The organism is Enterobacter ludwigii, from assembly GCF_001750725.1.
Lineage (GTDB): Bacteria > Pseudomonadota > Gammaproteobacteria > Enterobacterales > Enterobacteriaceae > Enterobacter > Enterobacter ludwigii.
Window position 1 is genome coordinate 4,102,824 of the sequence record NZ_CP017279.1, and the last position, 17,031, is coordinate 4,119,854.

At 59.2% G+C, this 17,031-nt stretch carries 19 protein-coding genes; 2 read left to right on the plus strand and 17 right to left on the minus strand.

Translation table 11 applies throughout. The annotated features are described in order from the left end of the window. Positions 1 to 10 precede the first annotated feature (10 nt). From BH714_RS19255 to BH714_RS19270, 4 genes are all read right to left on the minus strand, one after another. Complete coding sequence (locus BH714_RS19255) at positions 11 to 697, minus strand: D-lyxose/D-mannose isomerase (protein ID WP_014168242.1); 687 nt, start codon at positions 695 to 697, stop codon at positions 11 to 13. An 86-nt stretch (positions 698 to 783) separates the two neighbouring features. Continuing rightward, positions 784 to 1,725 (minus strand): ABC transporter substrate-binding protein, encoded by a 942-nt coding sequence (locus BH714_RS19260; RefSeq protein ID WP_014168243.1) that lies wholly within the window; start codon positions 1,723 to 1,725, stop codon positions 784 to 786. A 30-nt stretch (positions 1,726 to 1,755) separates the two neighbouring features. Further along, a complete protein-coding gene (locus tag BH714_RS19265) occupies positions 1,756 to 2,751 on the minus strand; it encodes an ABC transporter permease subunit (protein WP_014168244.1) in 996 nt (331 codons plus the stop codon). Beyond that, positions 2,748 to 4,268 carry a sugar ABC transporter ATP-binding protein gene (locus tag BH714_RS19270; RefSeq protein ID WP_040018696.1) on the minus strand — a complete coding sequence of 507 codons (1,521 nt, stop codon included), beginning with the start codon at positions 4,266 to 4,268 and terminating at the stop codon, positions 2,748 to 2,750. The genes BH714_RS19265 and BH714_RS19270 overlap by 4 nt, the downstream gene beginning before the upstream one ends. A 181-nt stretch (positions 4,269 to 4,449) precedes the next feature. On the opposite strand from BH714_RS19270, the gene BH714_RS19275 reads away from it, so the two are divergent. Both BH714_RS19275 and yjdP read left to right on the plus strand, forming a co-directional pair. Next, complete coding sequence (locus BH714_RS19275; RefSeq protein ID WP_040018697.1) at positions 4,450 to 6,732, plus strand: ATP-binding protein; 2,283 nt, start codon at positions 4,450 to 4,452, stop codon at positions 6,730 to 6,732. Positions 6,733 to 6,801: 69 nt separating this feature from the next. Then, positions 6,802 to 7,125, plus strand: a complete 324-nt coding sequence (yjdP, locus tag BH714_RS19280) for a DDRRRQL repeat protein YjdP (protein WP_014168254.1) — start codon at positions 6,802 to 6,804, stop codon at positions 7,123 to 7,125. A 54-nt stretch (positions 7,126 to 7,179) separates the two neighbouring features. Here the strand turns inward: yjdP and phnP are convergent, their stop codons facing one another. From phnP to phnD, 13 genes are read right to left on the minus strand one after another with little or no spacing between them, the layout of a single operon-like run. Then, positions 7,180 to 7,938: a phosphonate metabolism protein PhnP gene (gene phnP / locus BH714_RS19285; protein WP_040018698.1), complete on the minus strand. Its 759-nt coding sequence runs from the start codon at positions 7,936 to 7,938 to the stop codon at positions 7,180 to 7,182. A gap of 9 nt (positions 7,939 to 7,947) precedes the next feature. Then, a complete protein-coding gene (gene phnO, locus BH714_RS19290; protein WP_014168256.1) occupies positions 7,948 to 8,382 on the minus strand; it encodes an aminoalkylphosphonate N-acetyltransferase in 435 nt (144 codons plus the stop codon). Continuing rightward, entirely contained in the window at positions 8,375 to 8,926 is a 552-nt protein-coding gene (gene phnN, locus BH714_RS19295; RefSeq protein ID WP_040018699.1) for a ribose 1,5-bisphosphokinase, read from the minus strand. Before phnN ends, phnO begins: the two co-directional genes overlap by 8 nt. Continuing rightward, entirely contained in the window at positions 8,923 to 10,059 is a 1,137-nt protein-coding gene (gene phnM / locus BH714_RS19300) for an alpha-D-ribose 1-methylphosphonate 5-triphosphate diphosphatase (RefSeq protein ID WP_014168258.1), read from the minus strand. The genes phnN and phnM overlap by 4 nt, the downstream gene beginning before the upstream one ends. After that, a complete protein-coding gene (gene phnL / locus BH714_RS19305; RefSeq protein WP_020882817.1) occupies positions 10,056 to 10,736 on the minus strand; it encodes a phosphonate C-P lyase system protein PhnL in 681 nt (226 codons plus the stop codon). Before phnL ends, phnM begins: the two co-directional genes overlap by 4 nt. A 9-nt stretch (positions 10,737 to 10,745) precedes the next feature. Beyond that, entirely contained in the window at positions 10,746 to 11,501 is a 756-nt protein-coding gene (gene phnK, locus BH714_RS19310) for a phosphonate C-P lyase system protein PhnK (protein ID WP_032679401.1), read from the minus strand. Beyond that, entirely contained in the window at positions 11,498 to 12,343 is an 846-nt protein-coding gene (gene phnJ, locus BH714_RS19315) for an alpha-D-ribose 1-methylphosphonate 5-phosphate C-P-lyase PhnJ (protein WP_014168261.1), read from the minus strand. Before phnJ ends, phnK begins: the two co-directional genes overlap by 4 nt. Beyond that, positions 12,336 to 13,400 (minus strand): carbon-phosphorus lyase complex subunit, encoded by a 1,065-nt coding sequence (locus tag BH714_RS19320; RefSeq protein WP_032679402.1) that lies wholly within the window; start codon positions 13,398 to 13,400, stop codon positions 12,336 to 12,338. The genes phnJ and BH714_RS19320 overlap by 8 nt, the downstream gene beginning before the upstream one ends. Then, positions 13,400 to 13,984: a phosphonate C-P lyase system protein PhnH gene (gene phnH, locus BH714_RS19325; RefSeq protein WP_014168263.1), complete on the minus strand. Its 585-nt coding sequence runs from the start codon at positions 13,982 to 13,984 to the stop codon at positions 13,400 to 13,402. Before phnH ends, BH714_RS19320 begins: the two co-directional genes overlap by 1 nt. Beyond that, a complete protein-coding gene (gene phnG, locus BH714_RS19330) occupies positions 13,981 to 14,433 on the minus strand; it encodes a phosphonate C-P lyase system protein PhnG (protein ID WP_032681898.1) in 453 nt (150 codons plus the stop codon). The genes phnH and phnG overlap by 4 nt, the downstream gene beginning before the upstream one ends. Then, complete coding sequence (phnF, locus tag BH714_RS19335) at positions 14,434 to 15,159, minus strand: phosphonate metabolism transcriptional regulator PhnF (RefSeq protein WP_025206370.1); 726 nt, start codon at positions 15,157 to 15,159, stop codon at positions 14,434 to 14,436. 20 nt (positions 15,160 to 15,179) lie between these two features. Next, positions 15,180 to 15,959, minus strand: coding sequence for a phosphonate ABC transporter, permease protein PhnE (gene phnE / locus BH714_RS19340; RefSeq protein WP_025206369.1), 780 nt, complete (start codon positions 15,957 to 15,959; stop codon positions 15,180 to 15,182). 52 nt (positions 15,960 to 16,011) lie between these two features. After that, positions 16,012 to 17,028: a phosphonate ABC transporter substrate-binding protein gene (phnD, locus tag BH714_RS19345; protein ID WP_014168267.1), complete on the minus strand. Its 1,017-nt coding sequence runs from the start codon at positions 17,026 to 17,028 to the stop codon at positions 16,012 to 16,014. Between the last annotated feature and the right edge of the window lie 3 nt (positions 17,029 to 17,031).

Sequence of the window (17,031 nt, forward strand, 5' to 3'; positions counted from 1 at the left end):
TATTTACTCCTTATTTCCGAAACAGGTTGTACTCGTTGCACAACACCAGCACCGCCGGTTCGTCTTCTTCGATATTGTTATAGCGGGCAATGGGCTGTAAAAAATGGTTATCGTGTTCATCGTCATTCACCGATGACACTTCCCCCACCAGTACGTCGCCAAAACCGCGTTCGCCCCAGAAACTGTGGTACAGGCCGGGGGTGAGGCAGATGCTGTCCCCGGGTTGCAGGCGTAACTGACTGCCGGGCGCGTGGGTCTGCAGACAGCCGTCGAGGGTAACGGTCACGTCGGTATTTTCAGGTTCTTGATGTGCGCCGGCATTCCATAACTCGACGATCAGGTTTCCGCCGCCACGGTTGATGATGTCTTCCCGTTTACGCCAGTGAAAATGCATGGGCGTCACCTGACCATCCCGGACGTGCATGATTTTTTCGGCATAGCACTTTTCATAGGGCACGCCGTTCGGTGAGCCATTGCGCAGGGTAAAGAGCGTTAGCCCCTGTGCGGCAAAATGGTCGCCGCCGAATGCCGTTACGTCCCAGCCAAGCCTGAGATCAAACACTTCCTGCCAGGCGGCCGGGTCAAGCTGCTGCCATTTCGTCGGCGGAAAACTGGCAAAGGGAGGGAGATGCACATCGTGCATGGAGAAGAACTGCCGCGTGTGGCCAAGGATTTCATTGATTTCGGAGCGTTTCATGGGGCCCCCTGGACGCTATGTCAGGCCTCACCCCAACTCCCTCGCGCGAAGAGAAGATCAGGGTGAGGGCATCAAACCGCACTACATCACTTCACTGTCCACCCCTTATAGGATCCGACATTCTTTTTATCGATCATCGTCACCGGGATCAGCACAGGCTCTTTAGGCGCAGGTTTGCCCTGCAGAATGTCATAGCCGATCTCAACCGCTTTTGCCGCCATTACCTGCGGATCCTGAGCCGGCGTCGCGACAAACAGGGAGTTCTCACGCTTAAGCGCTTCCTCGCCGTCCGGGCTGCCGTCTACGCCAACGATAAAGAATTCATTGCGTTGGGCCTGTTTTGCCGCCAGATCGGCACCGATCGCCGTCGGATCGTTAATCGCGAACACGCCGTCGATCTTCGGATTGGCCGCCAGCAGTGAGGTCATCACTTCCAGACCGCCTTCACGGCTACCTTTGGCGTTCTGGTTATCAGAGAGCACCTTGATATCCGGATGTTTTTTGAACTCGGTCTGGCAGCCTTCGACGCGGTTTTGCACCGCGGACACTGGCGGCCCGTTGATGATGACCACGTTGCCTTTGCCTTTCAGGCGATCAGTAATGTATTTACAGGCCATTTCCCCCGCCTGGGTGTTATCGGAGGTGATGGTGGCATCCGCCCCTTCCGCCGCGACGTCAACCGCGACAACCACGATCCCGGCCTCTTTCGCGCGTTTAACCGCCGGGCCGATCCCTTTGGAATCCGCGGCGTTAAGGATGATCATGTCCACTTTGGCCGCAATAAAGTTGTCGATCTGCGCCACCTGCTGGCCGAGATCGTAACCGCTGGAGACCAGCGTCACTTTGACGTTATCCCCCGCCAGTTTGCGCGCTTCCAGCTCGGCACCTTTGGTGATCTGCACGAAGAATGGGTTGGCCAGGTCGCCCACCGTCACGCCGATGGACTTCAGATCTTTCGCCTGCGCAAACGGCGTTGCGGCAAGCAGCGCGCCAGCACAGAGCGCGGTCACTAACGGTTTCAAACGCATCTTCTCTTCCTCGCTTGTAGGGTATTGTTGTTATGCACTTTGATGGTGTCGGGTACGGTATTTGTCGATCAGCACCGCTATGATGATCACCGCCCCTTTGATCACCAGTTGCCAGAAGTAGGAGACGCCCATCAGCGTCATGCCGTTGTTAAGCGTGGCGATGATCAGCGCCCCCACCAGCGTGCCGGTGATCGTGCCGATCCCGCCAACAAAGCTGGTACCGCCGAGGATCACCGCCGCAATCGCATCCAGCTCGTAGCCCATGCCCAGGTTGCCGTTGGCGCTGTAGAGACGCGAGGCACTCATCACGCCGCCCAGGCCCGAGAGCAGCCCGCTCATGCCGTACACAAACAACAGCACCAGCCAGACCTTAATGCCTGTCAGACGCGCCGCCTGCATGTTGCCGCCAACCGCATAAATGTGAACGCCAAGCGTGGTGCGGCGCAGAATAAACCAGCACAGCACAATGACCGCCAGCGCGATCACCACCAGCCACGGAATGGGTCCAAGGTAGTTATTGCCGATCCACTCAAAGTTAATGTTGGAGTTAATGACGGTCGTACCGTCCGCCAGCAAATAAGCCGCACCGCGCAGGGCCGTATAGGTACCGAGCGTCACGATAAACGGCGGCAGCCCGGCAAAAGCCACCAGCGCGCCGTTGAACAAACCCAGCACCAGGCCGAGCATGAGCGCTGCCGGAATAGAAAGCATGGCGAACTCAGGTATTAACGACACCACCATCGCCGCCACGGCCGTGGTGCCCAGAATGGAGCCGACGGAGAGGTCGATCCCGCCGGTCAGAATGATGAAGGTCATCCCTGCGGCCAGTACGATGTTGATCGACGCCTGGCGGGTGATATTGAGCAGATTACTTTCGGTAAAGAAGTTAGGCGCGATAAAACCAAATACCGCCACAATCAGGATCAAGATGGGCAAAATGCCGACCGTCTGCATCAGATCGCTCATCAGCATTTTTTTGGCAGAGGCGGACTTCGCCACCTGCTGCGGATGGGTTGAATTTGTCATAGTTGCACCGCCTGATGATGAGAGTCGTTCACGCCGGTCGCCAGCGTCATGATGTTTTCCTGAGAAATTTCTGCTCCGTGAAGTTCACCTGCAATGCTGCCTTCATGCATGACATAGACGCGGTCGCTCATGCCGACGATTTCCGGCAGCTCGCTGGAGATCATCAGGATCGCCACGCCCTTGCGCGCCATCTGGTTCATGATGCGGTAGATTTCACTTTTCGCCCCGACGTCGACGCCGCGCGTCGGTTCGTCCAGAATCAGAATGCGTGGGCCGATGGCCACCCAGCGGGAGATAAGCAGCTTTTGCTGATTGCCCCCGGACAGGCCGCCCGCGCGGACCTGTGAATGCGGCACGCGGATGTTAAGCAGGGCGATCGCATCGTCAGAAATGGTCTGCGCTTTTTTGCGGTTCAGCATGCCGAAGGTGGCGTCGCGCTCCAGCGTCGCCATGGTGATGTTCTCCTGTGCGGCCAGCTCGAGGAACAGCCCTTGTTCTTTGCGGTTCTCGGTGAGAAAACCGATCCCGTTGTCGATGGCGGCACGCGGGGAGTGGATCACCACCGGTTCGCCGTCGACCTCAATCATGCCGCCCGTGGCTTTGCGCGCGCCGAAGATCAGCTGCGCCAGTTCGGAACGTCCGGCGCCCACCAGACCTGCCAGCCCGACAATTTCTCCGGAACGCACCTGCAGACTGCAGGGGAGCACTTTCTTGCCGTCGGTAAGGTGATGCACGTTAAGACGCGGGCTGCCGAGCGGGATATCGCGCTCTTTGTTAAACAGATCGCTTAGCGGACGGCCGACCATCATCTTCACCAGCTCAGAGGCGTTCAGTTTGTCGCGCGTCAGGCTACCGACGTACTGCCCGTCACGCAGAACGCTGACGCGATCGGAGAGTTCATACACTTCCGCCATGCGGTGGCTGATATAGATAATCGCCATTCCTTCCTCTCGCAGGCGCATTATCAGCTCGAACAGGCGATGGGTTTCACGTGAGGAGAGGGCGGCGGTGGGTTCATCCATCACCAGAATGCGGCTGTTGCGGTGCAGCGCGCGGGCAATTTCAACCTGCTGCTGCTCGGCGATGGTCAGCCTCATTACCAGGTCGGTCGCCTTGAAGTGCGCGCCCAGACGGTCAATCACCGCCTGCGCCTGTGCGGCCATCTCTTTGCGCTGTACCAGCCCCGCGCGCGACAGCTCGCTGCCCAGGAAAATGTTTTCAGCGACGGTCAGATTGGGGGCAAGCTGCATCTCCTGATAAATGAGGGTGATACCCGCGGCCAGCGCATCCTTTGGCCCTTTGATGTGAAACGGCTGTCCGTCAATCAGGATCTCGCCGCTGGTGGCGGTATAGGCCCCCGCGAGGATCTTCATCAGGGTACTCTTTCCTGCGCCGTTTTCCCCCATCAGCGCGTGGATCTCACCAGGGTACACCGTCAAATCCACACCCTTGAGCGCGTGGAAATGGCCAAACGTTTTGGCAATGTTGCGCATCTCCAGTACCGGGGTTCTGCTCATGGCGGATCTCCTTGAATGTCGATATCCGCACTTCATCACAGGTTGGTAAATGCAAAATGTCAGAAGCCGTTCATATTTGTCATAGTTATGAATAGTTAACTTACATCACAATTCCCCGCTTTTTCCCTCTCAGCAGGAGAGGGCCAGGGTGAGGGCATCACATTGCACCGGAGCTTACCGTATGCCATCACACCGTCCGCCCTTCTTTGCCAGCGCCCGTGGTCGCCTGCTGATTTTTAATCTGCTGGTGGTGGCGGTGACGCTGATGGTCAGCGGCGTGGCGGTGCTCGGCTTTCGTCATGCCAGCCAGATCCAGGAACAGGTGCAGCAGCAGACGCTGGATGACATGACCGGCAGCATGAACCTCGCCCGCGATACCGCCAATGTGGCAACGGCGGCGGTGCGGCTCTCGCAAGTTGTAGGCGCGCTGGAATACAAGGGCGAAGCCGAGCGCCTGAAGCAGACGCAGATGGCGCTGCGTCACTCGCTGGAACAGCTTGCCGATGCGCCACTGGCGCAACAGGAGCCCGCGCTGGTGGCGCGAATTATTCAGAGAAGTAATGAGTTACAGCAGAGCGTGACGGGCATGCTGGAGCGCGGGCAGCGGCGTCATCTGGAGCGTAATGCGCTTCTCAGCGCGCTCTATCAAAGCCAGAGCTATTTGCGCCATCTGCAGGACATCAACCGCCGTTACGCCAGCAACGTCCCGGATGCGCAACAGCTTATGGAAATGGACAGGCTAATCATCGCCGCTATTGAAACGCCCTCGCCGCGCGCCACGGTTCAGCAGCTGGATGCCGTGACGGCAACGCTGCCCCGGAGCGTGACGCAGCCCGTGGTGAACGCTATCCTGCCCGATTTTAATGCCGAGCTTCACAAGCTTGTTCCGCTCTCGACGCAGCTGGAGGAGAGCGATCTGGCGATCAGCTGGTATATGTTCCACATCAAGGCGCTGGTGGCGATATTAAACAGCGACATCAATCAGTACGTTGAACAGGTGGCGCAGGCCTCCCGGCTGCGCACTGCCCAGAGTCACCAGGAGCTGCGCTCCATCAGCGTATTTATCAGCGTGTTCGCCGTGCTGGCGCTGATCATCACCGGGTGCGCCTGTTGGTATATCTACCGTAATCTGGCCTCCAACCTGACGGCCATCTCCCGGGCGATGTCGCGCCTTGCTCACGGCGAGCAGGATGTTTCCGTCCCCGGGCTGCAGCGTCGTGATGAGCTGGGTGAGCTGGCGCGAGCGTTTAACGTTTTTGCCCGCAACACCGCCTCGCTTGTCCACACCACCCGCCTGCTGAAAGAAAAAACCACGCAGATGGAGATCGACCGCATCGAGCGTCAGGGGCTGGAAGAGGCGTTGGTGCACAGCCAGAAGATGAAGGCCGTCGGGCAGCTGACGGGCGGTCTGGCTCATGACTTTAACAACCTGCTGGCGGTGATCATTGGCAGTCTGGAACTCACCGATCCTGACTCACATGACGCCCCGCGTATCACCCGGGCACTCAAGGCCGCCGAACGTGGTGCGGTGCTGACCCAGCGCCTGCTGGCGTTTTCCCGCAAGCAATCCCTGACCCCGCACGCGGTAGAGATGAAACCGCTGCTCGAGAACCTGCGGGAGCTGATGTACCACTCGCTGCCGGCCACCCTGACGCTGGAAATTGAAGCGCAATCACCGGCGTGGCCGGCGTGGATAGACGTCAGCCAGCTGGAAAACGCCATTATTAACCTGGTGATGAACGCCCGCGATGCGATGGAGGGACAGACGGGGGTTATTAAGATCCGCACGTGGAATCAGCGCGTGACCCGCAGTGACGGACGCAGGCAGGATATGGTGGCGCTGGAGGTTATTGACCGGGGAAGTGGAATGTCGCAGGAGGTCAAATCCCGGGTCTTCGAACCGTTCTTCACGACCAAGCAAACCGGGAGCGGTAGCGGATTAGGCCTGTCGATGGTCTACGGTTTTGTACGCCAGTCCGGTGGGCGCGTGGAGATTGAAAGCGCGCCGGGGCAGGGGACCACCGTGCGGCTGCATCTGCCACGCTCGACGCTGCCTGTTAGTTCTGCTGATGAAACCCAGGCCGCCGCGGCTGCCGTTGAAAATGAACGCCTGGTACTGGTACTGGAAGATGAAGCCGATGTCCGCCAGACCCTGTGCGAGCAGCTGCATCAGCTGGGCTATCTGACGCTTGAAGCGGACAACGGCGAACAGGCCCTGAAGATGCTGGACGCGTCACCGGATATTGGCATGTTTATTAGCGATTTAATGCTGCCCGGCAACCTCAGCGGCGCCGAGGTGATCAACCATGTGCGCAGCCATTATCCGCAGCTTCCGGTGTTGCTGATCAGCGGCCAGGATCTGCGTCCGACGCATAACCCGCAACTGCCGGACGTGGCGTTACTGCGTAAGCCTTTTACCCGTGTACAGCTGGCGCAGGCGTTGCGCAAGGTGATGGTAATTTGAGATTCCTCCGCTACCCCAGCCAGCTGTTGTTCATTACCGTAAGGCCAGTCCACCTGCGAGTCTGGTCTTATGAAACGTTACTCTACCGCTCTGTTATTTGGTCTGCTGTCACTTACCAGCCAACTGGCTCACGCCGATGTTATTGATGAAGCCATTGGCAATATTCAGCAGGCGATCAACGATGCCTATAACCCCAGCAGCAGTCGCAGTAGCGATGATGACGACGATCGCTACGATCGCAGCCGCCAGACCGACAGCCGTCAGTATGACGATCGCCGCAGGCAACTGGAGGATCGCCGTCGCCGTCTGGATGAGCGTCAACGCCAGCTGGATGATGACAGACGTCAGTTAGAAGAAGATGAACGCCGGTTAGAAGACGATTACGATCGCTGATACGCGCGGTTTAGCATCCATACGCCTCGCCCTCTCATTCAGAGAGGGAGTGACCTAATCCAGCAACAACGTCATTCCGTCATATCCCGCCTCGAACCCGTCGGGTAGCGGGTTATCCATCATCCATACGTCGAACTGATGACTGATATGGGTCAGGATCACCTGTGGACAGCCGATGATCTCATTTAAGGCAATAACCGTATTCAGATCGCAATGGTTGCGCGGCGTTTCGTCACGCGGCTCGTGGCTGCAGTCGATGATCATCGCCTGCGGCCGGTTATTGAGCAGGAATTTTACCGTTTTATCGGGTAATCCGGCGGTGTCGGAAAGCCAGGCCACACGGCTGTGGGCGGACTCCAGCAGGTAGCCAAAGGTGATTTTCGAGTGATTCAGCGGCAACGGTGTGACCCGCAGGCCCTGCAGTTCAAACACCACAAACGGCTCTACCGTATGGCTGAAATCCAGAATCCCCGGGTGTTTAAACAGGTCGTCACACCCCGCCTCGTCTGGTGGGCCGTACACCGGAACAGGGGCACCGACGCCCCAGCGCAGGGGGAACAGCCCCTGGACGTGATCCATATGGTAGTGGGTCAGTAAAAACTGCTGAAAGCTGCCTGCCGGCCAGTCGTCCATCAGGTGCGGGATACCGGCGTCCAGCAGCGTTACCGCATCGTTGAATTTGACTACCGCGCTACAGGGGCGACGGCGATGGTTATCCTGCAGACGCGCCCGGCGACACGCGGCGCAGTCGCAGCCAAACACCGGCACCAGCTGAGCGCTACCGGTTCCCGTTAACGTAATCGTCAGACTCATCGTGCACCTCTACAACAGTTTGGTGAAACGAAAATGGCTCTGCGTATACCCTTCACGCGCATAAAAACGGTGAGCGTCCAGGCGCTTCACGCTGGTGGATAGCTCTGTCAGTTCAGCGCCCGCCTGCCGCGCCACGTTCTCCGCCCAGGCCAACAGCTGGCTGCCCACCCTGAGACCGCGCGCCTGCGGCATGACCACCAGCTCCTGGATCTCGCCAATCCATCTGGCGTGGTGCAGGTGAAACTGCATATGCAGGCCAATCATGCCCACCACCTGGCCGTTTAATTCAGCCAGTTGGTAACGCATATTGTGGTCCTGCAGATTGGCAAGATACCCGGCGTGGAACGCCTGATGATCAAACTCACTCTGCTTGAGTTCGCAAATCAGCGCGTAAACAATCTGCGCATCGTCGGCAGTGGCGGGGCGAAGCTGGCAGTCAGGCATGCTGTTTCTCCTTCTGACGGATAAGCGTTAAAAAGTTATCGACTGACTGTAGCAAACTTCCGTCGTTATTGAGGATATGACAGTTCGATGGGGTATAGCGCGCCGCACGTTCAAGCCGCTGCTCGATCTCTTTGGCGTTTTCGCGACCCCGGCTCTGCAACCGGCTGCGCAGCACATCAGGCGAGACCTGCAGACAGACCGGCAACAGCGCTGCTTCATAGCGAGCGCGCGCTTGTTGAAGGTGTGCGCGTGAGCCGTTGACCAGCACGTCGAACCCGGCGTGCAGCCACAGGTCTGTCTCGATGCCTATCCCGTAGTAATAACCGTTGGCGTGCCAGCTGAGCGCCAGCAGATTTTGCCCGGCGCGCGTGAAAAATTCCGGCTCGCTCAGGGCGATATGGTTCTCACTCCCGGCATTCGCCGCACGGGTGATATAGCGGTGCGCAACCAGAAGCTGGGGATGTTCCCGCTGCCGTAACGCGGACAGCAGGCTGTCCTTACCAGAGCCTGACGGCCCCATTAGCCAGATTAGTCTTCCCATCAGAACACCCGTTTTCCCTGACGCCAGACGTGGTCGATATGGATGTGCTCGCCCTTACGGTGAACCAGCACCAGATCCGCCCGTTTACCTTCAGCTATCTCTCCACGATCGTGAAGATTAAGTGCCGTTGCCGGGTTTTTCGTTACCAGACGAATCGCCTGCGGCAGCGTAAAGCGATTGTTTTCGTCAGCCGCGACCCGGAAGGCGGCGTCCAGCAGGCTGGCGGGGTAGTAGTCGGACGAGAGGATATCCAGCAGACCTAGCGACGCGAGCGCGCTTGCCGCCACGTTGCCGGAGTGGGAGCCGCCGCGCACGATATTCGGCGCCCCCATCAGGACGTTCATGCCGTGGGTGCGTGAGGCTTCTGCTGCTTCAAACGTGGTGGGAAATTCAGCGATTACGCTGCCAAGCTGGTGCGATTCGCGCACATGTTCATGCGTCGCATCATCATGGCTGGCTAAGGCAATGTTGCGATCCCGACACATGGCGGCAATGGAGAGCCGGTTTGGTTGAGACCACTGGGCAGCAAGCTGTCGCTGTTCCTCTTCATAACGCGCCATTTCCTCGTTGGTCAGCGCGTATTTTCCCTGATAGTACTCGCGGTATTTCTCTATTCTGGCGAACTGACGCTGCCCCGGCGAGTGGTCCATCAACGAGACCAGTGAGACCGGCTCGCGGTCCACCAGCTTTTCAAACAGCGGCAGAGTGGTGTGATGCGGGAGTTCACACCGCAGGTGCAAACGATGCTCGGCGCGGTTAAGGCCGCGTTTTTGCGTCTCTTCCACGGCGTTGATCATCTTCTCGAGGTTTTCCAGACGGTCGCCGCCGTCGCGCACGTCGCCAATCGCTACGGCGTCCAGCACGGTGGTGATGCCGCTGGCGACCATCAGCGCGTCATGGCTGCTCATTGCGGAATGAGCTGGCCAGTCGACTTTCGGACGCGGGGTAAAGAATTTATCCAGATTATCGGTGTGCAGTTCGATAAGGCCCGGCAGCAGCCAGCCCCCTTCACCGTCCATCGCTTCCGGGGCGCGGCTCTGGGTTTCCGCAAAGGCGCGGATCTCTCCGGCCTGGATCTCAATCGAGCCATCAACGACTTCATTTTCCAGCACCAGCTTTACGTTATTCACGATCATGCGAGCGTCCCCATCGGGTGCAGCCTGTCTGCGACGCGGGAGCGAACGGTGTCGTCGTGGAAGATCCCCACGATCGCCGCGCCGCGTGCTTTGGCCTGTTCGATCAGTTCAACCACCGCCGCGCTGTTCTTGCTGTCGAGCGAGGCAGTGGGTTCATCAAGCAGTAAAATCGGGTAGTCGACGATAAACCCGCGAGCGATATTCACCCGCTGCTGCTCGCCACCGGAAAAGGTCGACGGGGCAAGGTGCCAGAGGTGTTCCGGTACGTTCAGGCGCGTGAGCAGGCCGGCGGCTTTCGCGGCGCAGGTTTCGCGCGGAACGCCCAGGTCCAGCAGCGGCTGCATGACCACGTCCAGGGCGGAGATCCGTGGGATCACCCGCAAAAACTGGCTGACCCAGCCGATCGTCGAGCGGCGCACGTCCAGCACCTTACGCGCCGGCGCCTGCACCAGATCGACCCATTCATTGCCATGACGAATATAGATGTGGCCTTCGTCCGGCAGATAGTTGGCGTACAGGGAGCGCAGCAGCGTCGATTTGCCGCTGCCGGAATGGCCGTGCAACACCACGCATTCACCCTTGCTAACCTCCAGAGAGGCGCTGTGCAGGACCGGCAGGCGCACGCCGTTTTGCTGGTGGAGCACAAAGGTCTTACTGACATTTTCTACGCGGATCATGGGGGCCTCTTAATTCTGCAATACCGATGACACCAGCAGCTGGGTGTACGGATGATGGGGATCGTCGAGTACGCGGTCGGTCAACCCACTTTCCACCACCTGACCCTGCTTCATCACCAGAAGACGGTCCGCCAGCAGGCGGGCAACGCCTAAATCATGGGTGACAATCACCACGGCCAGGTTCAGTTCCACCACCAGGCCGCGCAGCAGGTCGAGCAGACGCGCCTGAACGGAGACGTCCAGCCCACCGGTGGGTTCGTCCATAAACACCAGCTTCGGGTGAGTGACGAGATTGCGGGCAATCTGCAGGCGCTGCTGCATACCGCCGGAGAAGGTGGTGGGCAGGTCATCAATGCGCGAGGTGGGGATCTCCACATCGCTCAGCCATTGCTGTGCCGTGGCGCGGATGTTGCCGTAATGGCGTGCGCCGGTGGCCATCAGCCTTTCACCGATATTGCCTCCGGCCGAGACCTGCCGGCGCAGGCCGTCCATGGGATGTTGATGCACCACGCCCCATTCGGTGCGCAGCAGGCGACGGCGTTCGGCCTCGCTCATGCCGTACAGCGACCGGCCCTCATATAAAATGTCGCCATTTTGCGGCGTCAGTCGTGCAGAGATAGATTTCAGCAGCGTGGTTTTGCCCGAGCCGGACTCGCCGACAATGCCCAGCACCTCGCCTGGCCACAGCTCAAACGAGACGTCGCTGAAGCCTTTGCCCGGCGCGTAAAGGTGGGTCAGGTTATTAACCGAAAGCAGCGGTTTCATTGGCTTTTCGCCTCGCTCTGTTGGCGGCAGAAGTCGGTGTCGGAGCAGACAAACATCCGTTTGCCCGTGTCATCCAGCACCACTTCGTCCAGATAGCTGTGTTTTGAGCCGCAAATGGCGCACGGCTCGTCCCACTCCTGCACCGTAAACGGGTGGTCGTCGAAATCGAGACTCTCCACGCGGGTGTAAGGCGGTACGGCGTAGATGCGTTTTTCACGCCCGGCACCAAACAGCTGCAGGGCAGGCATCATGTCCATCTTCGGGTTGTCGAATTTGGGGATGGGGGACGGGTCCATCACGTAGCGTCCATTGACCTTGACCGGATAGGCGTAGGTTGTGGCGATATGGCCGAAGCGGGCGATATCCTCATACAACTTTACCTGCATGACGCCGTACTCTTCCAGGGCGTGCATGGTGCGGGTTTCCGTTTCACGCGGCTCGATAAAGCGCAGGGGCTCCGGAATTGGCACCTGAAAAATCAAAATCTGATCTTCCGTCAGCGGTGTTTCCGGAATGCGGTGACGGGTCTGGATCAGCGTCGCATCTTCGGTTTTTTCGGTGGTATTGACGCCCGTCACGCGTTGAAAGAACTGGCGAATCGACACGGCGTTGGTGGTGTCATCAGCCCCTTGGTCGATGACCTTCAGCACGTCCGACTCGCCGATGACGCTGGCGGTCAGCTGAATACCACCGGTACCCCAGCCGTAAGGCATGGGCATTTCGCGGCCGCCGAACGGCACCTGATAACCGGGGATGGCCACCGCTTTCAAAATGGCGCGGCGGATCATGCGTTTAGTTTGTTCATCCAGATAAGCAAAGTTGTAGCCGCTTAAGTTAGTCATGAGCGCGCTCCCGTTGCAGGCGTTTCAGCAGTTCCAGTTCGGCCTGGAAATCGACGTAGTGCGGCAGCTTGAGGTGGGAAACGAAGCCCGCGGCCTCGACGTTATCCGCATGGGCCAGCACGAACTCCTCGTCCTGCGCCGGACCGGAGACTGCTTCGCCGTAGTCCGGTGCCTGCAGGGCACGGTCGACCAGCGCCATCGCCATCGCCTTGCGCTCACTCATGCCGAACACCAGCCCGTAACCGCGGGTAAAATGTGGGGCCTCGTTCTCGGGGGCGACAAATCCATTCACCATTTCGCATTCGGTCATGAGCAGTTCGCCGACGTTCACCGCAAAACCCAGCTCTTCGGGCACGATCTCGACGTTAAGGTAGCCGCTACGAATTTCCGCCGCGAACGGATGGTTGCGGCCGTAGCCACGCTGGGTGGAGTAGGCCAGCGCCAGTAAATACCCCTCGTCGCCGCGCATCAGCTGCTGCAGGCGCGACGAGCGTGAACAGGGGTAAACCGGCGGCGTGCGGGTGATGTCGTCAGGTTGCGCGCCAGTATCGTCTTCGGCCTTCGCCAGACCCTGTTTCGCCAGCAGGCTAAAAACGTGCGGGGAGGGAACCTGCTCTGCATCCGAGGTGCTCAACTGGGGCGTTTCGCCGTTCGCCAGCAGGGTGAAATCCAGCAGACGGTGGGTGTAGTCATAGGTGGGCCCAAGCAGCTGGCCACCGGGGATGTCTTTATAGACCGCCGAAATACGACGTTCCAGACGCATTTCTGCCGTATTGATCGGTTCGCTCACCGCCAGTTTCGCCAGTGTGGTGCGATAAGCACGCAGCAGGAAGATGGCTTCGACGTTGTCGCCGCTGGCCTGTTTCAGCGCCAGCGCCGCCAGTTCGCGATCAGCGACGCCGCCTTCAGTCATTACCCGGTCGACGGCCAGATTGAGCTGCTGCTCAATCTGGGTGACGCTGAGCTCGGGAAGCGCGTCATCACCCCGTCGTCTGTGCGCCTGCAAGGCATGGGCGGCGGCGATAGCCTTCTCGCCCCCTTTGACGGCAACGTACATCAGCACACCTCCACATGAGTGGTACGAGGGATGGCCAGCAGGCGTTCTCCGCAGGTGAGGATCAGGTCAATACCGAGCGGGAACGGGTGCGGGCGTTCAGTCAGTTCATGAATGATGCACTCCGGCAGCTGTGGCGCGACCATGCGCTCTTCGGCAATACCCGCCCCCGTGAGTCGCAGCATGCGGCCACCGCTCAGGCTTGATACCTGCAAAATCAGCGTGGCGCTGGTCTCCGGTGCCACCGCGCTTCCTTCGCTCAGGGCATTAAGCTGCTCGTGGCTGATTTGCTCGTCGGCCACGGCAAACACCGCCTGCCGGGGCTGTTCAACCAGCGGGGCGTTGGTGTGAAAGCGCAGGTTCTGGCTGGCGATATCATTCGATAACGCGCCAGAGAGCCACACCGGGGTGTCGTTGTCGGCGAGCGTCAGCAGTACGCTGGTGGTCGCCAGATTCAGCGGCAGCCAACCCTGAGAGAGCTGATGCAGCGAGACGATGACGCCCGGCTCGCTCATGGCTTTCAGCAGGCGACGAAAACTTTGTTGGGCATCCTGGACGGCCAGGGTAAAAGCGGGTTGAAGCGTCATGCGTTATCTCCGCGAACGAGCGTAAAGAAGTCGACCCGGCTGGTGTTTATCTGGGCCTGGCGGGCGGCAATCAGTGCAGCACGGTCGGCTTCCAGCGGGGCAATAAGGGTTTCCATCAGGGTCTGGAAATGAGGTTGTTCCTGTAACAGGGCGTCAATCACCGCGCAGCGTTCGGCGTGTGGTTTGTCGCGCCCGAGCACGTAGCTGTAGCCCAGCGTGCCGCTGTTCAGGCGGATCACTGCGCGGGTGAGGGTGGCATCGCCGGCGAAGAAGCGCTCACCGGTACCGCCCATACGTGCCTGGATCTGCACCAGACCGATTTCCGGCGCGCGGATGAGGTCATATTCCGGCGTCAGATTCAGCGCCTGTATGCGGTCCGAAAGCGCAGCGGGCTGGCTGTGCGCCAGAACGCCCATCCAGCGCTGGCGGGTGGAGGTGTCGAAATGCATTCAGTGCTCCATGGTGAATTCGATCATGTCGGCGCGGGTCAGGCTGACGGAGTATTCCGTCGCGTCTATTTCGCCGTCACGGTGGTTGAGGGTACGTACGCAGAGCAGCGGAGCCATGTTGGGGATCTCCAGCACTTTGCTCTCTTTGGCCTGCGCGCGGCGGGCGCTGATGCGCGTCTGGGTACGTTTAAGCGAGATGCCCGTGGCATCCTGAAGAAAATCATGCAGCGAGCCGCTGGAGAAATTTTGCAGCACCGGCCACAGCGCCAGGTCGGCGAAGTAGTGGTCTATCTGGCACACCGCCACGCCGTTGACCCGACGCAGGGTACGCAGGTGGATGACATTGTCGCCCTCCTGAATGCCCAGCGCGTCCGCAACGTGGCTTGAGGCCGGGCGCAGCACCGACAGCAGTTTTTCGCTGGTCGGGTGGCTGCCCTGATCCAGCAGGTTCTGGCTAAAACGCGCCTGCGCATTGAGCGGATAGTCAAACGGACGCATCAACACCAGCACGCCGACGCCCTGACGGCGCTGCACCCAGCCGCGCTCGACCAGCTGATCAATGGCGCGGCGCAGCGTGTGTCGGTTCACTTCATAGCGGTCGGCAAGCTGCTGCTCGGCAGGCAGGTAGTCTCCGCAGCGGTAGTGGGTGCGAAGTTCCACCTCGAGCTTTGCCGCTATCTCTTGCCAGCGGGTAGGGTAACTGGTCGGATGTCTGGATAAGTGCATACAAATCAAAGCCTCGCTTCTCAGATGAAGTGCTTACGCAAACGTTGAGACATAAAATCCAGCAGGCTGACGGTGATGATAATGAGCACCATCAGGGCGCAGGTTTGCTGGAACTGGAACCCGCGAATCGCTTCCCACAGCGTGACGCCAATACCGCCTGCACCCACCATGCCGACGACGGTGGCGGAACGAACGTTGGATTCGAAACGGTACAGGGAGTAGGAGATCAGCAGCGGCATCACCTGGGGCAGTACGCCGAAGAGAATCTCTTCAATTTTGTTGGCGCCCGTTGCGCGGATCCCTTCGACCGGGCCCGGCTCAATAGCTTCCACCGCCTCGGAGAGCAGCTTGGAGAGCACGCCGGTGGTATGAATAAACAGCGCCATCACCCCGGCGAACGGACCCAGGCCGACGGCCACCACGAACAGCATGGCAAAGACCATTTCGTTAATGGCGCGGCAGGCGTCCATCAGGCGACGCATCGGCTGGTAAATCCACCACGGTACGATGTTCTCGGCACTCATCAGGCCGAACGGAACAGAAAGGATGACGGCCAGGGCGGTGCCCCAGACGGCGATTTGCAGAGTGACCGCCATTTCACTGAGGTAATCCTGCCACTGGCTGAAATCAGGCGGGAAGAAGTCGGCGGCAAAAGTGGCCATATTGCCGGCATCTTTAAACAGCAGCAGCGGATCCATTTCCGCGCCCTGCCAGGAGATAACGAGCACCGCAAGCAAAATGGCCCAGCTAAAAAGCGAGAACCAGCTGCGTTTCGGCGGTGGGAGGGTGATGGTTTGCATGTGTGCCCCTTTGGTCTGAATGCCCTCTCCCACCGGGAGAGGGCGGTAAGCGTTATTGCACCGCTTTATTCACGCTGCTCATGGCGCCGAGCGCCGCGGTCAGGCGGTCAAGGTCTTCGAGCTGAGCCTGAATCGCAGCCACTTTGCTGCTCTTCTCCTCCTCCTTCAGGCCCTTGTTGTCCTTCACGCCCTGCATCTCTTTAAACAGCGCCAGCTGGCGAATCGGGACCAGTTGCAGGTCGCTTGACGGGCGGAAAGGTGCCCAGCCCAGGCGTTCCAGAACCGTTTTTTCTTCCGGCGTTTTGCCGTAATTCATAAAGAAGTCGTACACCTTGTCTTTGGTGGTCTCAGACAGGTTTTTGCGCCAGACGATGGGGTCGCCCGGGATCAGAGGGGATTTCCAGATAACCTTCAGCGCTTTCAGCTTGTCCGGTGCCGAGGTTTTCAGCTTGTCGAGGTTCTCGGTGTTATTCGTGGCGACATCCACCTGCTTATTGGCCACGGCCAGCGCGTTGGTTTCATGGCTGGCGTTCACGGTGCGCTTAAACTCGCTGGCAGAGGCGTTGTTTTTAGCAAAGACGTAATAGCCCGGCACAAGGAAACCAGAGGTGGAGTTGGGATCGCCGTTACCAAACGTCAGCTCTTTACGTTTGGCGAGCATGTCGTTCAGGTTGTTGATGGGGCTGTCTTTATTGACGATCAGCACGCTCCAGTAACCCGGAGAGCCATCCGCGGCAACGGTCTGGGCAAAGACCTGGCCGTTCGCGCGATCCACCGCTTCCATGGCGGAGAGGTTACCGTACCAGGCGATGTCGACTTTGTTAAAGCGCATCCCCTGGATGATGCCCGCATAGTCCGGGGCGAAGAAGGCGTTCACTTTGATCCCCAGTTTGGTTTCCATATCTTTCAGGAACGGTTCCCACTGAGGTTTCAGGTTCTGCTGTGATTCCGTCGAAATAATGCCAAAGTTCAGCGCTTTTTCCTGCTCCTGGGCGTACGCAGGGCTTAACAGAGTGCTTATGCTGAACATGCTGGTAAACGCCAGCGCGGCAACGGCTTTGTAGCTCATGTA

What these genes read in the sequence shown, in the direction of transcription:
- BH714_RS19255 (WP_014168242.1), bottom strand. Translation starts at nt 697, where the DNA reads ATGAAACGCTCCGAAATCAATGAAATCCTTGGCCACACGCGGCAGTTC.
- BH714_RS19260 (WP_014168243.1), bottom strand. Translation starts at nt 1,725, where the DNA reads ATGCGTTTGAAACCGTTAGTGACCGCGCTCTGTGCTGGCGCGCTGCTT.
- BH714_RS19265 (WP_014168244.1), bottom strand. Translation starts at nt 2,751, where the DNA reads ATGACAAATTCAACCCATCCGCAGCAGGTGGCGAAGTCCGCCTCTGCC.
- BH714_RS19270 (WP_040018696.1), bottom strand. Translation starts at nt 4,268, where the DNA reads ATGAGCAGAACCCCGGTACTGGAGATGCGCAACATTGCCAAAACGTTT.
- BH714_RS19275 (WP_040018697.1), top strand. Translation starts at nt 4,450, where the DNA reads ATGCCATCACACCGTCCGCCCTTCTTTGCCAGCGCCCGTGGTCGCCTG.
- yjdP (WP_014168254.1), top strand. Translation starts at nt 6,802, where the DNA reads ATGAAACGTTACTCTACCGCTCTGTTATTTGGTCTGCTGTCACTTACC.
- phnP (WP_040018698.1), bottom strand. Translation starts at nt 7,938, where the DNA reads ATGAGTCTGACGATTACGTTAACGGGAACCGGTAGCGCTCAGCTGGTG.
- phnO (WP_014168256.1), bottom strand. Translation starts at nt 8,382, where the DNA reads ATGCCTGACTGCCAGCTTCGCCCCGCCACTGCCGACGATGCGCAGATT.
- phnM (WP_014168258.1), bottom strand. Translation starts at nt 10,059, where the DNA reads ATGATCGTGAATAACGTAAAGCTGGTGCTGGAAAATGAAGTCGTTGAT.
- phnL (WP_020882817.1), bottom strand. Translation starts at nt 10,736, where the DNA reads ATGATCCGCGTAGAAAATGTCAGTAAGACCTTTGTGCTCCACCAGCAA.
- phnK (WP_032679401.1), bottom strand. Translation starts at nt 11,501, where the DNA reads ATGAAACCGCTGCTTTCGGTTAATAACCTGACCCACCTTTACGCGCCG.
- phnJ (WP_014168261.1), bottom strand. Translation starts at nt 12,343, where the DNA reads ATGACTAACTTAAGCGGCTACAACTTTGCTTATCTGGATGAACAAACT.
- BH714_RS19320 (WP_032679402.1), bottom strand. Translation starts at nt 13,400, where the DNA reads ATGTACGTTGCCGTCAAAGGGGGCGAGAAGGCTATCGCCGCCGCCCAT.
- phnH (WP_014168263.1), bottom strand. Translation starts at nt 13,984, where the DNA reads ATGACGCTTCAACCCGCTTTTACCCTGGCCGTCCAGGATGCCCAACAA.
- phnG (WP_032681898.1), bottom strand. Translation starts at nt 14,433, where the DNA reads ATGCATTTCGACACCTCCACCCGCCAGCGCTGGATGGGCGTTCTGGCG.
- phnF (WP_025206370.1), bottom strand. Translation starts at nt 15,159, where the DNA reads ATGCACTTATCCAGACATCCGACCAGTTACCCTACCCGCTGGCAAGAG.
- phnE (WP_025206369.1), bottom strand. Translation starts at nt 15,959, where the DNA reads ATGCAAACCATCACCCTCCCACCGCCGAAACGCAGCTGGTTCTCGCTT.
- phnD (WP_014168267.1), bottom strand. Translation starts at nt 17,028, where the DNA reads ATGAGCTACAAAGCCGTTGCCGCGCTGGCGTTTACCAGCATGTTCAGC.